The organism is Bifidobacterium sp. UTBIF-68 (genome assembly GCF_006408855.1).
Taxonomy (GTDB): domain Bacteria; phylum Actinomycetota; class Actinomycetes; order Actinomycetales; family Bifidobacteriaceae; genus Bifidobacterium; species Bifidobacterium reuteri.
The window spans coordinates 11773-26591 of record NZ_JFAN01000028.1 but is presented as its reverse complement, the minus strand read 5'-3'; the positions used below and the strand labels follow the sequence as shown (position 1 = coordinate 26591).

The window sequence follows — 14819 nt, the reverse complement described above, 5'->3', positions numbered from 1 at the left end:
GACACGAACCGGTCGGACGTCGGCAAGACGTCCCCGAATCGGGGTCCATCCCTCCTCTTTTGCCATGTCGGCGGCATTCCTGCCGACAATCATGTTATCCGGCGAACGTCCACGTAGGCGGCATGGGACCCCCAGACGGCCCCGGCAGCCCCGATGAACCGTCATACGCCGGCCGGGCCTGTTTGATCTCCCCGACGGGCCGGTACTTCGAAACTGTGCAGGTCGAGGGCGAGGAGGGTTTCGATAAGCGGATCCTTCACACCCTTGGCCTTAGCCGCAGCCGCCTTCTTCTTCGCAACCTCGTACCGCCGGAACGGGCTGGTTTTGCAATCCGACGGCCAATCGTTCTTGTCGCGTTCGCCGTACTTGTCGATGGCCTTGGCCTCATCGGAGGTGAGCACCACGAGACGGTACGCGTTCGTCAGGTATCTGACCGACTCTGAATGCCAATCGCCATCGTCTTCGGCTTCTTCGTCGAGCTTGACGAGCTGATCCCACATGGCCTTTATCGGTGTGGCATGCTCAAGCAAGAGGCCTTTCACACTATTATTGTTTCTCTTGAACGATGCGAACGCGGCCGGGGACCATGGGATGAGTAACAGTTTCGACCCCATGTCGGGCTTTTTGCCCTTGCTGAACTCGGCCATCATGTCCTTGTGAAACTCGGTGCGCGGCGTCTCCCAGTATGTGGTGAGCGCCGTACGGGACACGTCGATCCCGTCGCGTTCGTATATGCCTTCCGTGTTCTGTCCCGCCAGCGCCTTGCACATGTGGATGATCCGACGCAGGTTGTCCACATCTTTCTTATCAATCGTTACATCAAGCGGGTCGAGCCTGCCCGCGAGCTCGTAATGCAGCAGATCCACTGTCATTTTTTCTGATTCCTCATCCACTGTCATTTTTCCTGATTCTTCTCTTTGGAAACCATACGACTCCGTATCATGGCATACCGGCAGGATCCCACACACCTGTCATTCGGACCGGTGTTCTGGGCATTTTTCATACGTTGTCGATCTGGCTCACAATGGGTGAGGGAAAAAATTTGGCTCTGTTAAACCAGAATTGACATAGCCGCCTAAAAGTCCAATACTGTAGTTACACTGAGACTACAGTATTGGAGGTGATGGCGATGAGGCTTGCCGATGCGGTACGCAGACAGCTCAAGGATATGGGTCCTGTCGAGCGTGAGAACGCGGTGCGTGAACTGCGCGAAGTCCTGTACGAGGACGCCTACGACACGATCACCATGCACAACGATGTACTCGCCTGTCCTCGTTGCGGTTCCGTCTCCCTCGTCAGGAAGGGCCATAACCCGGACGGCTCCCAGCGTTGGATGTGCAAGGATTGCCGGCGCACGTTCTCGCAGACAAGGGATACGCTGATCGGCCGGTCGAAGCTGCCGGCCGCCAAGTGGATGATGTACGTCGAATGCTTCGTGGACTGCCTTCCGTTGCGCGAATGCTCTTCTCGCTGCAAGGTGTCGTTGCGCACCGCGTGGCTCATGCGCCGCAGATTGCTCAAGTGCCTCGAACGGTTCCTTCCGAAGTTTATGGCCGGATCGGGCGTGTCCGTCCAGTTGGACGAGACGTATCTGCGCGAAAGCTTCAAGGGCAACCACAGGAAAGGCAAGTTCCGGCTTCCGCGTCCCGCCCGTCATCGTGGAGGCTCCCTGCGCAAGCGCGGGCTGTCGAAGGAGCAGATCTGCGTGATGACCGGCGTAGCCGATTCCGGCACGGCGTTCGCCATGTTGAGCGGACGCGGCGTCATCTCCAAGCGGCGCGCCGTCGAATCGCTCGCCGGATGCATCGGCAGGGGCGCGCTCGTCATGGCCGACGAGGCCGCCGCCTATCCGGGCGCGATGGAAGTATTGGGGGCCGCGTTCGAGCAGGTGGACGCGAAATCGCATCGCATCAACCGGGTCAACGCGCTCCACTCGAACCTCGACGGGTTCCTCACCGGATTCAAGGGCGTGAGCACGAAGCACCTGCAATCGTATCTGACATGGTTCCTGTGGCGACGCTCGTTCCGCGACGACCGGAACGACAGCATCATCCGTCAGGTGGACGCCCAGCCCTGCCCCGGCGTGACGCGCGACTGGACTCACGTGTTCCCGCCGTACATGGACTACTGGGGCATGGCCGCATAACGAATGCAAGTACACTGTACATATCTATGTAGCGAACAGGAAGGAGACGGGCATGGCGAACACACCGACCACGACCATGCGCCTCGACCCCGAATTGAAGAACGAGGCCATGAAGATATTGGAGCCACTGGGTTTGAGCATGACCAGTGCCGTCACCATATTCCTCAAAGCTGTAGTAAGGAAGAATGGGATGCCATTCGACGTGACACTGGACGACGAATCAGGAAAGGCGATATGAGCGAGGTTTTACTGTCGGAGACCGACGTGTTGGACAGCGTCGGGAAACTGTTGGATGCGGCTCGGGTCTCTGCAAACGAAGAACAACTCAAGATCAATGCGGAAACAATCCTTGAAAAGCTTTGCATTGAACATGGAATCTTCTGGAACTCGTACACTTACGAGCATAGTTTCGATTCCGGGCGCAGAAGGATCGACGCCGTTCATGGCTCCACAGTTATAGAATACGAGCCTCCACGCTCGTTCAAAGGGATGGATAATGCACAGCTGAAACATGCTCGAAAGCAAGCCGAAGAATACGTCGTCTTGCTTTCCGAAGAAGAAGGACGACAGATAAGCAGGTATTCACTCGTCGCATGGGATGGGGAGACGATAACCTTCGGTCGTCCTGCTGACAATGGTTTCATCTGGGAGCCGGCACGTCCGTTTGACAGTCTTTGTTTGAATCGTCTGCTGACGTTGATTGCTGACGGTGGGCGTCCGTTGGTCAGCCCGATGCTGCTCAAACAGTTCATCGGACCGGATACAGAAGTCGGTCGGCGCCTGCTCCCCGCGCTGTTCCGAGCCATACGTAGCGCCCAGACGGCAGAATCCCCGACTAGGACAAAACTGATTTACACCGAATGGACACGCCTTTTCGGTCAGGTCGACGGAACGGAAACGGAAAGATTGTCCCGTTATCTGGAGGACGCGAGCCGCAGCCACGGAATTGATTACAGAATCAACCCGCAAGCGTACGTTTTCGCACTGAGTACGTATATCGCGCTTGTGGCGAAAACCTGTGCAGTTTACGCCCTCGCCTCCCACTCCGATGAGGTCCTTAGCCCTTCCTCTGATCCGAGGACATTCCTAAGAAGTATTGAGACCGGTGAATATTTCAGAATGTTCGGCATCGAAAACATGCTCGGAACGGACTTTTTCTCTTGGTATCTCGGTGACGACGTAACGGAGAATCTGGACGAGCCGCTTGGCCTCCTCCTCGAACGACTACGAACCATCGATTTCGATGTCACGCAGAAAAGCCCTGAATCAGTGCGGGATTTGTTCAAGGGCTTGTATATGGGATTCACCCCCGCACCTATGCGACATGCGTTAGGAGAGTATTACACGCCGGACTGGCTGGCGTCACACGTTATGAATACGGCGGGTTGGTCCCCGACACAGTCTTTGTTGGACCCTACTTGCGGCAGTGGAACATTCATTTTGGAAGGGTTACGCCGACGGTTAGAAACCGCCTCGGAATCCGCGCCTGCACGGGAACTGCTGCACGGTCTGTACGGATTTGACCTCAATCCTCTGGCTGTGCTTACCGCCAGAGCGTCAATCGTCGTTTTTCTGTCAGGACGTTTCGACGCGTCCGATCCGGTATTGCTTCCGGTATTTCTGGCGGATGCGATCAACACCGCCGACCCAGTTGACGGTGTGTTCACTCATTCGATACTGACGGAAAAAGGGGAACGCTCGTTCTCCATCCCCGCATGTTTGGCTGAATCCGCTGATTTCTTCCCCGTTATGGATCAACTTAGGGTATGCATCGATGCGGGGCTGGAACGTCCTGACATCGAAACGTCGTTGAAGGCATTATCACCCGTAATACGTGGTTTCGAGGCTTCCTCTGCAACGGTATTCGAGCAGACCATTGAAGACCTGATAGACCTTCATCGCAATCATTGGAACGGTATTTGGTGCCTGATTCTGTTTGACCGAATCGAAGCCGGTTGCGTCAAGGACATCGACTTGGTCGTAGGAAATCCACCATGGGTCAAATGGAGCAACCTTCCCCGTCCTTACGCGGAATTCATCAAGCCTATCTGTGATCGTATGGACATCTTCAGCGAGGACGTATGGGTTGGCGGCATCCAATCGGACATCTCGACCGTTGTGACATACCACGCTTTGGAACGTTTTGTGAGAAAGTCGGGAAGCTTGGCATTCCTCATCACCGGAACGGTATTCAAGAACGAATCCAGCCAAGGATTCCGACGTTGGAAGCTCCGTCTCGATAACATTGATGAACCTATGACGGTGGAAACGGTGGAAGATTATGCCGCCCTCCGGCCATTCGAGGGCGTGGCGAACTGGCCCACCCTGCTGCTGATCCGACGCAATGGCAAGGCAACGAACTACCCGGTCAAATACCGACGCTTCACCAGCCCGAAGAGAGGAGCTGCGCCGAGCCTTGACTCTTATGACGATCTTCAGGCGATGCCCGTACCCGGAACCGATGCCGGTCCCTGGCTGGTGGGAACCGAAGAAGAGGTGAAGGCATGGCCGGATTTATTCAACGCTTCCGGAGAATCCGTCTATCGCGCCCGAAAGGGAGTGACCACCGACGTCAACGGTATCTTCTTCGTGACCGCACAGCAGGCATCGGACAAGAAAATGGTTCGTATTGCGAACGATCCTCGCAACGGTCGTCGACGCGATGTTACAGCAACGAGTGCCGTCGTGGAAAAAGACGATGTATTCCCGTTGCTCAGAGGCCGTGACGTGCATAGGTTCGTCGCCACTCCACAAGCGGGTCAATGCGTAATCGTTCCGCAACGGGGAATGTTCGGCGACGAGAGTCTGCCGACGAGCCGTCCGCGTATGTTCAAGTTCCTCAGTCAATTCCGAGCCATTCTCGAACAGCGGTCCAGTTACCGACGCTTCCAGCAGGGCAAACCGTTCTGGTCCATCTGGTCAACAGGCGAATACACTTTCTCGCCATACAAGGTCGTCTGGAAGGAAATGTCCGGCGGTGGTTTCGTCGCGGCATACGTAGACTCCAGTGAATTCTGTGGAGGAACGAAGATGGTGATACCTGACCATAAGGTCTACTTCGTTCCGGTAGAATCCGAAGACGAGGCTGCCTATCTGACCGCCTTCTTGAATGCCAGCATGGTCTCTGATGCAATCAACGCATACTCCTCGGCATTGAGCCTAGGAACAAGTGTTACAGACTACCTCAATATCCCCGGTTTCGATGAGCACAATGAGACCATGATGTTTATGGCTTCAATGGCAAAACGCTTCAAGCATGGCGATAAACCCACCCAAGAAGACGAAGCAACCTTGGACTCAATGGTCGGCAGGCTAATCAAGTAAGGATATGGCTGACGGGTCTTGCCTTTTGTCGGGCAGAACCATCAGCCATATTCATAAGTATGTCAATTCTGGTTTAACAGAGCCAAAAAATTTACCCTGCCCGGGAACCGTGTCTAGCATGAAACCGCAGGCCGATATCGGCGGCGTCGTGTCGTGGACGACATGTCGCTTGCGACACGAGAAACAATACTTATATTTTGTATTAGTAATGCATTGTATTAGTATTGTTGGCGGGACGAGGAACATCACTCCCCCTTATCCGCGCCGTCCCGAAGGCGGCCGGAGGATCCGACAGAGAAAGGATGGGATCATGGCGAACAAATTCATGAAGGCGGGTGTGGCCGCGGTGACGGTGGCGGCGTCGTTGGCGGCTCCGGCCGTGGCGATGGCCGACGAGACCGCGACCACGCAGAGCGATGCGGCAGTGCAGGCGGTCAGCCAGGCGCAGGAGGCCGTTCAGGCGGCGCAGGAGAGCGCCACTCAGGCGGCTCAGGCCGCGCCGACCGGTGTGACCGAGGCGCAGGCGAAGGCCGATGCGGCCGCCGGCGCATTGGATACGGCCAAGCAGAACCTGGATGCGGCCGCGTCCTCCCAGCAGCAGGCAGCGCAGGAGCAGACGAACGCGCAGCAGGCGGCCGACCAGGCCAGTGTCGAACGTGATCAGGCCGCGAAGGATGTGCAGGACGCGCCCGAGAAGATCGAGCAGGCGCAGCAGGCCGTCACCCAGGCGCAGCAGGCGATAGACCAGTCCCAGGAGGCCATGAAGCAGGCGCAGGCCGACCAGAAGGCCGCCGAATCGGACAAGACGCAGGCCCAATCCGAACTGGACAAGGCGAAGCAGGAGTCCGCCCAGCATCAGGCGGTCGTGGACAAGGCGCAGCAGACGGTCGACCAGGCCGTGAAGGACCAGGACGCCGCCCAGTCGAAGGCCGACAACGCGGACAAGACCATCACCGACGCCCAGGCGAAGGCGGACAAGGCCGACGAGACGCTGAAGCAGGCCGAACAGGCACGCAAGCAGGCCCAGACGGACCTCGACAAGGCCAAAACGGAGCAGGCCGCGGCCAAGGGCGACAAGACGCATGCCGACGAGCAGGTGAAGACGGCGCAGGCCGCTCTGGACAAGGCCAAGCAGGCGGAAGCGGCGGCGAAGGCGGCGAAGGAGAAGGCGGACGCCAAGGTCGACCAACTGTCGAAGGATGACGGCGGCCTGTCGGATCTGCTCGCCCAGCTGAAGGCCGCCCAACAGGCCGAACAGGATGCGAAGGAGGCGCAGGCGAAGGCGGAATCCGCCTCCAAGACCGCGGCCGACACCGTGAACGCGTACTCCGAGGACGCGCAGGCCAAGCAGCAGGCGGCCGACCAGGCGAAGCAGGATGCTGAGTCGAAGAAGCAGATCGCGGACGGCGCGCAGGCGAAACTCCAGCAGGGCGCGGTCGCCTACTTCGGCGACAAGAACGCGACGGACGCAGTCAAGGTGCTCACCGACCCGACCGTCACCAAGTACTTGGAGTATGTGCATAACGGTGCGGAGGGTGACGCGACCACAGTGGACAACATGATCAAGGCGCTCGGGTTCATCAAGCAGGTCAACGAGCTGCGCGCCAAGGAGGGGCTGCCGCCCGTGCAGGTGTCTGACACGCTCATGGCGATCGGCATGGCCGACGCCGACTACGCGTCCCAGAACTTCGAGCACCCGCTCCAGTTCAACACTTCGGAGAACCTGGCCTGGGGCTATCAGGACCCGTTCGACGGCTGGTATGTGAAGGAGAAGGAGAACTACGACGCGTACCAGGCCGGAAAGTGGACGCTCGACGACCCGTCGGGATGCCCTAACCCCACCGACTGGGGCAACGGCAGCGTCTCATGCCAGACCGGCCATTACACGAACATCGTCGGCAAGGACTGGACCACCGCCGGCTTCGGCTTCAGCCAGAACGGCAACCTCGGCTTCGGCAGCACCGTGCACGCGCTTGAATTCCACGGCAATGGCGGCCTCTGGTCGTCCGTCCGTCTCGATCAGGGACGCATCCTCGACGTGGACGCGTATCTCAAGGATCTGACCGACTGGAAGACCGGTTTGGAGAATGCGGGCTCCGTCTATCAGGACGCGTTGGCGAAGAGCCAGACCGCCGCCAAGACCGCGCAGGAGGCCGCCGACAAGCTGGCCGCCGCCAAGACCGCCGCCGACAAGGCCGCCAAGGAAGCCCAGGAAGCCAAGGCGAAGGCCGACCGGGCGGCTCAGGCGGCCAGGGAGGCGCAGGCCGCGTACGACGAGGCCGTCAAGGCCCAGGGCGACAAGGCGCACGCGTTGGAGCAGGCCCGCAAGGACCAGGACGCGAAGACCAAGGCGTGGCAGACGGCCAAGCAGGACACCGCAGCCAAGCAGTCGGCCGTGGAGACGGCGGTGAAGGCGCAGGCGTCGGCGCAGCAGCGTGTGGAAGCAGCCGACAAGGCCGTCCAGGCCGCGCAGGCCGACGTGGACAAGGCCGCCGCCCAGGCCGACCAGGCGAAGCAGGACAAGACCCAGGCGTTGGCCGCCATCGACCAGGCGAAACTGGACAAGACCCAAGCCCTGAAGGACCTTGACGCCGCAAAGTCCGCGAAGGCGAAGGCCGAAGCCGACAGGCAGCAGGCTCTCGACGCGAAGGCCGGCTCCGACAAGACGGCGGCCGAAGCGCAGGAGAAGGTCGACGAGGCGCAGGCCAGGGCCGACGAGGCGCAGAAGCGTTACGATTCGGCCAAGGCCGCGTACGACAAGGCCAAGTCGGACAAGACGAAGGCGGAGGACGCCATCGCCTGGTACGAGGACGCGCAGAACCGTCTCACGGCCAAGCAGACGGCATATCAGGCCGCGAAGACCCGTCTGGAAGCCGCCAACACGGCGAAAACCAAGGCCGACAAGGCGTACGGGACCGCGAAGGCCGCATACGAGTCTGCCAAGGCGGACAAGGAGCAGGCCGACAAGGAGCTCGCCGCCGCTCTGAAGGCCCAGGCGGATGCGGACAAGGCCAAGCAGGACGCCGAAGCCAAGAAGGATCAGGCCGACCAAGCGGCCGACCAGGCGAAGCAGGACGCGGCCGCCAAGCAAGCCAAGGCCGACCGGCTGTTCGGCGCCGACCCGCTCGCCACGACCGGCACGGACACTGCCACAGTCCTCACCCTGACCGCGATCCTCACCCTGGCCGGCGCCGGATGCGTGCTCACGCGCGTCCGCACCGCCAAGCACACGGACGGATGGCGGCTGGACGACTGACGCCACCCGTCACCTCCGCGGATCCCGCCCCGTCGACCTGCCGTCCCTATTGGGGGCAGGTCGACGGGGCGTCCCGTTTCACGCCGCGCATCACGGCTTGGTATCATCCCGTACAGCCACCATATCGGCAGACAAAGGAGGAACCCCAATGGACGTCCAGCCCGCGCGCCGTCCCGGCGACGTGCTCCTTCACGACTGGCTCGAACCGTTCGGCATCAGCATGTACCGGCTAGCGAAGGCCATGAAGGTGCCGCAGGTGTACGTGTCCGACATCATCCATGGGAACAAGCGGATCAGCACGCAGGCCGCGTTCAAGCTCGCCAAGGTGCTGGGCACCACCCCCGAATACTGGCTCGACCTGCAGGTCGCCTGGGATGTCGCCAACTACGACAGCCGCGACATGTCCGAACTGGAACGCATCACCCTCGACCTGATCAACAGGAAAACAGGACACGACACTCCGTGATGCCGTCGGCGTCAATGTCCTTCATGGCGTCGCCCCTCCCCGAACAGATGGTCGAAAAGCGCCTCGCCCGCCTCCCGTTCATCAAGCACACCGGCCCCATACTCCTCGAGGATCAGATTCGTCCTCGACATACGCTCCCTGACTTCGGGTGGAACGAGATCGCCCGGCTTGACGGTCGGATCATAGTCGATGGAGCACGGGACATCGAACAATTCGAGGTCGCTGATCCCCTCGGGCATGGTCCCGTCCGGGTAGGAGACGACGATCGTCTCGCCTTCATCGTTCAGATCCGGCACACGGCATATTCCCGTACCATCATCCAATCGGACGTACTCCCCCATCTCCGGCATGCCGTCCCGCTCGAAACGGCACATACGCAGGCTCTCCGACATCATTCCCATTCTCCTTCCCCTGGTTCCGGTCCAACAGAACCCTATTCTTTGGCTCTGTTAAACCTGCTTCGACATAAGACAGGGACAATCTCTGACATGATTGCTCCTCTGTCTTACTAAATCCCCATTGCCGATCGAACCAGCCGTTTCATGGTATCCCAGCTTTTCCCCTGATGACTGGTGATCGAGGAAAGGCCGAACCATTACCTTGTCGATGGAGATTCCTGTCTTAGCTTCTCTATATCCACCCCTTGCAGATGGATTACCGTCCAGCAATCCTGCGCACCGTATTGATGCGCCTTTTGATGGCTCTTCTCCGCATCCCTCCCCCCTCTCTGGTCTGGTACGCATACGGTCCAGGCATATTTCATGGCTCTGTTAAACCAGCTTTGACATGAATGAGGTCAGGCTCTCTTCCTCGAAGAGAGCCTGACCTCATTCATACGGCATCACTGGATACGATCCCCGTAATTCATCGAACGCATATACTCTTCCATCCGTTTCCAATCAGGTTCGCCATTTTGCGTAGCGGGCAATCTGATAATGGTGGAGGCAAGAGTCTGCTTCAGCTTCCTTCCCCAAGAGTAACGAGGACGTTCAAGCCCAAAGACGGTAGCGATAAAAAGCCCTGATAACGCGGTTAAATGAGGGTTATAGCCTGCTACGATGTCGCTTGTACCTATAAAGCTTCGATCCATATAGTTCGCATATCCGACAGATCCTTCACCGTTGCAGATAAAGACGATGCAGTTCCCTTGGCTTTCCAAATTCGGTACTGACCGAACATGCTTCATGATGCCGTTTCCATCTTTTTTAGCCCCGACGTATACGGTTTCATCACCTTCCTCCAAGTCGGCGGCACTTTTGTTCTTGCCGTTTTCCAAAGTGAATAGGGAGTCGATGCGAAACGGCTTCCAACCAGTCATATCCATCGACGAGGTATCCTGCGACACCGGATTCTCTTTGATGAGATACGACATGTAATCATTCATGGAGCGCTGAAAATCGGCAGGACGTAGTTTGGAATAATCGGTTTCCATATAAGCTTCCGCCAGCCATTCATCATGCCCTGTAACCGCATGCATGGCACTGTAACCGGCTTCTATTGTTTTGTTTCGGTACAAATCCAACCATTTTCTCTCGGTCTGTTTCCAAAGACTATGACCATCCTTGTCAAATAGTTCCACACGTCCAAGATTCTTGCGCTTGATGAACCCGTCGTCCTTGCAGTAACCGAAGAACGTCTTTCGATTCGGAGTGCAACCGTCATCCCCATAGTGAGGTTTATTGAGGGTGAACAACATGCATACCGCAGTGATTGATGCACCCGGATAGAATACGTCCGCTGGAAGTGAGAATACTGCTTCCAGAGTGTTATCGGCCAACAATGACTCTTTCATGTCCGTCAATCGTTCTTTACTACCGATAGCGGCTCCCATGGGGAGCAGTACCGCGAGTTTTACGCCATCCCAGTCCTGTTCCTTCGCGATGTCGGACAGGTATTTCACGAATACCATGCCTTTTGTCGGGTCTGATTTCCCCTCTTTCTCGGCGTTGGTCCAGTCTCTTTTGTACCGATCAGGTATGCTTCGAGGTTTGGCGTTATAAGGCGGATTCATAAGGATTACGGTGGGTTTCGCGTTTTCGATGAATTCCTTCTTGTCAAAGCATGATCCGAATTCGACATTGCTGTTCCCATCTCCATGGATAAGCATGTTGGTGGTTGAAAGTCCGTATGCCTTTTCTTCGTTTTCGATTCCGAAAATATGCTTTTGCTTGATGGTGTCGGCCAGTTCTTTGAATTCATGATCGGTATGCCCGCGACGTGCGGCCGCAAGTTCGTGAACCATAGCCTGCACAAGGAACGACCCGGAACCGCAGCATTCATCAAGCACTTTGTCTTTGAAGGTGACCTCACATAGTCTGGTCATGAAATCAGCAATATGATCCGGGGTAAATGCTTGGTTTTTATCAGCTTTGCCGACGTATTTGTTGAAAGTGATGAAGAACAGATTGAGGATGTCCTGTCCCTCGGATGAATCCGCGTCGATAAAACGGTAGATATTCATAAGGATGCTGCCAAGAATCTCCACCCAGTCATTGCAATTCAGGGAGCGTACTTTCTGGTCTTCCAGTACGTCTCTTTTAAGCAGACGGATTTTGGTCTCTTTGTTTCTGCTCCCATCAAGCAGGTCCTCAAGCACCTCGCCTATTCCATTGCGAATTTGCGTCGGGGAGAACTCGCGCCAGCGGTTCTGTAGACGCTGTTTCATTGATTCGTTGACCCGTCCCCCATGACAACGTTTCTGAACCTCATCCTTAACATACAAAAGACAGGTTCCCACAAATTGGCTTCGATTCCGTTCATCAATATCCTTGCGATGCAACAACTCGTTCAGTGCATAGGTATTACGCATGACGGCTTCGCGATCATTCTGTCGGTCGGTGGAAAACAATCTCTTATAGTGAGCCATATCGTCAAGGACTGTTTCATTGCGGAGAAGATGTTCGTCATCGACTTCCGATTTCCATACCTTGATGCGATCGTCGTTTGTGTCAGCAAGGATAGCTACGATTTTCACTCCACGATGCAGTGCATATTCCTCTTCGACATAAGAGGCAAGTTGTTTTTCGTCCCCGTCAGTGAAATGTTGCTTTGTTTCAACCAATACTGCATATGAACCTGTGTCATCCTGATCCGTGAAGCGTCGATCTAGTTTGAAATGCGCAGGACGTTCACCCCCCCCTAGTAGCTCCGTAAGACGACCAAGAGTGCCTGCGTCTTTGGCGTAACTCCATTCGTCTTCTTCTATGTTCGCGCGATGATATTCCGCTCCGATTGTTTCGACTATCTGATGACGGTTCATCTCTCTGCTTCCTCTCTTCCCATTTTCACCTCGAACGGCAGTCCGTTCTCTCGTATGACTGCTTTGAGGAATATGGTGACGGCTCCGGTCATGCTCAACCCCAACGGTTCGAGTATCCGCATGGCCTCGTCCTTCAATTCGGGGTCGAGGCGCATGGTCGTGGTGGGTGTGTTCGCCATGCCCGTCTCCTTCCTGTTCGATACATAGATATGTACAGTGTACTTGCATCCGCATCCGATATCGGTCGGGATCATGGTGGCTGGGTTGGATCAGGCGATATGAATCCGCCCCCGCCGTTCCACGTATTCCGATCAATCCGGGGCGGATGATCGTGGGGTCCTTCATGTCATCGCTTCTGCCTCCCCTGCTGGTTGTACTGCTCGCCGCCGGCGCGGCGACGTTCCTGTACCGTGCGTTCTGGTTCCTGTTCGCCAAGGATGGCAGCAGCTATCTGGGACGTCGGTTCCGTGAGAGCATTCTGTCGCGCAGTCATTCGCAGCGGTTGAAGGCGTTCTGGGGGAATCTTCTTCTGGCGTTGCTGTGCTTCGGACTGATTGTGGCCTTGGGGCTGATGCTGGGGTCGTCCGGCTATTCCATCTGATTCTTTCCGTCGCTTCGGGGTGGCGGCCTTGTCTTTGTTTCTGGTGGTGAAGGCCAATGGGTTATTCGATCGGTTCCGGATTGTCCGGCGCGCACAGGCTTGGCTCGGCGCGGCGGCGGTCTCTGATGGCGCTGGCTTTGATGCCGGTCCCGACGGGGTTGAATCTGCGTGAGGCCATGTGGTTCGAACGTGATCTGTTGTTCGGCAGGGCTGCGGCAGGACCGTTGCCGGCGCACCGTTTCTCCCGCGCGGACGGGAGGGCCGTGGGTGATGCGCGCGCGGCAGCTTCTGCCGTGCTGCGCGATGTGGCGGATCGTGAGCGTCGTCGGCGTCGCGATGTCGCCGCGGACGAGGAGGGTCGTCTTCCTGTCGCGTCCGCGTCGCCCATCGATATGCTGACCCGTGAGTTCAGCATCCGTCCGGTGACCGCATGGCATCAGACGAGCACGGGCCGGGCCGGTGTGCTTACCACGATGACTGCCGGATCGGGGTCCCCGATGATCGACGGTCCGGTGATCGGCGTGGATGTGCTCACGCATGAGTTGTTCCGGTTCGACTGCTGGGCCACGTATGACGCCTATGGTGTGGCGGGACGGCATATGACCACGAGTCCGGATGTGTTCGTATGCGGTTTGCGAGGCAATGGAAAATCGTATCTGGTGAAGATACTCGCGATCCGTGAGATCGAATGGGGTCGTCACGTCATAGTCCAGTCCGACCGAAATGGCGAGTGGGGCCGGGTTGCCGGGTTCGTCGGCGGTCAGGTGGTCTCCCCCGGTGGCGGCCGTTATCTGAATCCCTTCGCCCTGCCCGACCGTCCGGCGGAGGGCATGGACGACCTCTGGCGGCAGGAGGTCGTTTCGGGACGGAAGGCCGCGTTCCTGAGTCTTGCCGAGGCGCTGCGCGACCCGGGCAAGCCGTTTCCTTTGGATACCGCGATGCAGGCTGTCGTCGACCGTGTGGTCACGTCGTTCGGCACCGGCCCCATGACGTTGGAGGCTGCGGTGGACCGTCTCACCGATCAGGATTGGGTGGACCGGGAGTCTCCGTCGATCACCGGTTTCGAGCATGACCCTGATCTGGCCAGATTGTCCGCCGCCGCGGCCGCGCGCGTGTTCGCCCCGATGGTCCGTGGAGGCACCCTGTCGGGGTTGTTCGACAGGGAGTCCACGGTCACGCTGGATCCTTCGAGCCCGATGATCGTCTTCGATACGAGTTCCCCCGCGTTGAACGACGAGAAGCTGCGCCGCGTGTATACGGCGGCGGTGAGCTCGTGGATAGACCGTCTTCTTCAGGGGCGTGACGGCCTGCGGCGAATCGTGGTCGGTGAGGAGGCGTGGTGGCTGTTGTCGAACGAGCGTCTGGTCGATTCGTTGCAGACCAGGCAGCGGTCAGCCGGGCATTGGGGGTGCGCCACCTGGCTGATCGTGCATGGCATGAACGATATGACGAGGGTGTTCGGCGAGGGGTCCGCGTTGCGTGGCCGTGTCGAGGAGATCCTGAACCAGACACAGACGAAGATCATTTTCCGTCAGGGCGGCACGAACGTGGATCTGCTGCATGAGCTGATACCCACGTTGAGCGAGGACGAGTCGACGTTGATCCCGGTCCTCGCCCAGGGGCAGGCGATCTGGCGTATCGGCGCCGAGCATCCGCGTCTCATACGTGGTCTCGCAGGCCCGACGCTCGACCGCCTGTTGGATACGAGCGGACTGCGTTCCGCGGGTTGACCGGTCTTCCTTGTCGTCGTCTTTGTCGTTTTCCGGT

12 protein-coding genes are annotated in these 14819 nt (G+C 58.0%); 7 read left to right on the top strand and 5 right to left on the bottom strand.

Annotation, left to right across the window (positions count from 1 at the left end):
* Positions 1-161: 161 nt before the first annotated feature.
* A complete protein-coding gene (locus BW14_RS08500) occupies positions 162-872 on the bottom strand; it encodes a hypothetical protein (protein ID WP_140490232.1) in 711 nt (236 codons plus the stop codon).
* Between the two features lie 251 nt (positions 873-1123).
* On the opposite strand from BW14_RS08500, the gene BW14_RS08495 reads away from it, so the two are divergent.
* The 5 genes from BW14_RS08495 (at position 1124) to BW14_RS08475 (ending at position 9192) form a co-directional block, all read left to right on the top strand.
* Positions 1124-2146: an IS1595 family transposase gene (locus tag BW14_RS08495; protein WP_258186102.1), complete on the top strand. Its 1023-nt coding sequence runs from the start codon at positions 1124-1126 to the stop codon at positions 2144-2146.
* A gap of 52 nt (positions 2147-2198) precedes the next feature.
* Positions 2199-2384: a type II toxin-antitoxin system RelB/DinJ family antitoxin gene (locus BW14_RS08490; RefSeq protein ID WP_140490230.1), complete on the top strand. Its 186-nt coding sequence runs from the start codon at positions 2199-2201 to the stop codon at positions 2382-2384.
* The gene (locus BW14_RS08485; protein WP_140490228.1) at positions 2381-5470 is read left to right on the top strand and encodes an N-6 DNA methylase; all 3090 of its coding nucleotides are present in this window, start codon (positions 2381-2383) and stop codon (positions 5468-5470) included. Before BW14_RS08490 ends, BW14_RS08485 begins: the two co-directional genes overlap by 4 nt.
* A 310-nt stretch (positions 5471-5780) precedes the next feature.
* Entirely contained in the window at positions 5781-8726 is a 2946-nt protein-coding gene (locus tag BW14_RS08480; RefSeq protein WP_140490226.1) for a CAP domain-containing protein, read from the top strand.
* A gap of 148 nt (positions 8727-8874) precedes the next feature.
* The gene (locus BW14_RS08475) at positions 8875-9192 is read left to right on the top strand and encodes a HigA family addiction module antitoxin (RefSeq protein ID WP_140490224.1); all 318 of its coding nucleotides are present in this window, start codon (positions 8875-8877) and stop codon (positions 9190-9192) included.
* Positions 9193-9203: 11 nt separating this feature from the next.
* Here BW14_RS08475 and BW14_RS08470 read toward each other — a convergent pair whose 3' ends face one another.
* The 4 genes from BW14_RS08470 to BW14_RS08455 all read right to left on the bottom strand — a co-directional run bounded on the left by BW14_RS08470 (position 9204) and on the right by BW14_RS08455 (position 12630).
* Complete coding sequence (locus BW14_RS08470) at positions 9204-9587, bottom strand: hypothetical protein (protein WP_140490222.1); 384 nt, start codon at positions 9585-9587, stop codon at positions 9204-9206.
* 200 nt (positions 9588-9787) lie between these two features.
* Entirely contained in the window at positions 9788-9955 is a 168-nt protein-coding gene (locus BW14_RS12565; RefSeq protein ID WP_140490220.1) for an XcyI family restriction endonuclease, read from the bottom strand.
* Positions 9956-10033: 78 nt separating this feature from the next.
* Positions 10034-12451: an N-6 DNA methylase gene (locus tag BW14_RS08460; RefSeq protein WP_140490218.1), complete on the bottom strand. Its 2418-nt coding sequence runs from the start codon at positions 12449-12451 to the stop codon at positions 10034-10036.
* Complete coding sequence (locus BW14_RS08455; protein WP_140490216.1) at positions 12448-12630, bottom strand: type II toxin-antitoxin system RelB/DinJ family antitoxin; 183 nt, start codon at positions 12628-12630, stop codon at positions 12448-12450. Before BW14_RS08455 ends, BW14_RS08460 begins: the two co-directional genes overlap by 4 nt.
* Positions 12631-12794: 164 nt before the next feature.
* Here BW14_RS08455 and BW14_RS08450 point away from each other — a divergent pair, with 164 nt between their 5' ends.
* The gene (locus tag BW14_RS08450) at positions 12795-13052 is read left to right on the top strand and encodes a hypothetical protein (protein WP_140490214.1); all 258 of its coding nucleotides are present in this window, start codon (positions 12795-12797) and stop codon (positions 13050-13052) included.
* 56 nt (positions 13053-13108) lie between these two features.
* On the top strand, positions 13109-14782 hold the full coding sequence (locus BW14_RS08445; protein WP_258186098.1) for an ATP-binding protein: 1674 nt from the start codon (positions 13109-13111) through the stop codon (positions 14780-14782).
* The last annotated feature ends 37 nt before the right edge of the window (positions 14783-14819 follow it).

What these genes read in the sequence shown, in the direction of transcription:
- BW14_RS08500 (WP_140490232.1), bottom strand. Translation starts at nt 872, where the DNA reads ATGACAGTGGATCTGCTGCATTACGAGCTCGCGGGCAGGCTCGACCCG.
- BW14_RS08495 (WP_258186102.1), top strand. Translation starts at nt 1,124, where the DNA reads ATGGCGATGAGGCTTGCCGATGCGGTACGCAGACAGCTCAAGGATATG.
- BW14_RS08490 (WP_140490230.1), top strand. Translation starts at nt 2,199, where the DNA reads ATGGCGAACACACCGACCACGACCATGCGCCTCGACCCCGAATTGAAG.
- BW14_RS08485 (WP_140490228.1), top strand. Translation starts at nt 2,381, where the DNA reads ATGAGCGAGGTTTTACTGTCGGAGACCGACGTGTTGGACAGCGTCGGG.
- BW14_RS08480 (WP_140490226.1), top strand. Translation starts at nt 5,781, where the DNA reads ATGGCGAACAAATTCATGAAGGCGGGTGTGGCCGCGGTGACGGTGGCG.
- BW14_RS08475 (WP_140490224.1), top strand. Translation starts at nt 8,875, where the DNA reads ATGGACGTCCAGCCCGCGCGCCGTCCCGGCGACGTGCTCCTTCACGAC.
- BW14_RS08470 (WP_140490222.1), bottom strand. Translation starts at nt 9,587, where the DNA reads ATGATGTCGGAGAGCCTGCGTATGTGCCGTTTCGAGCGGGACGGCATG.
- BW14_RS12565 (WP_140490220.1), bottom strand. Translation starts at nt 9,955, where the DNA reads ATGAAATATGCCTGGACCGTATGCGTACCAGACCAGAGAGGGGGGAGG.
- BW14_RS08460 (WP_140490218.1), bottom strand. Translation starts at nt 12,451, where the DNA reads ATGAACCGTCATCAGATAGTCGAAACAATCGGAGCGGAATATCATCGC.
- BW14_RS08455 (WP_140490216.1), bottom strand. Translation starts at nt 12,630, where the DNA reads ATGGCGAACACACCCACCACGACCATGCGCCTCGACCCCGAATTGAAG.
- BW14_RS08450 (WP_140490214.1), top strand. Translation starts at nt 12,795, where the DNA reads ATGTCATCGCTTCTGCCTCCCCTGCTGGTTGTACTGCTCGCCGCCGGC.
- BW14_RS08445 (WP_258186098.1), top strand. Translation starts at nt 13,109, where the DNA reads ATGGGTTATTCGATCGGTTCCGGATTGTCCGGCGCGCACAGGCTTGGC.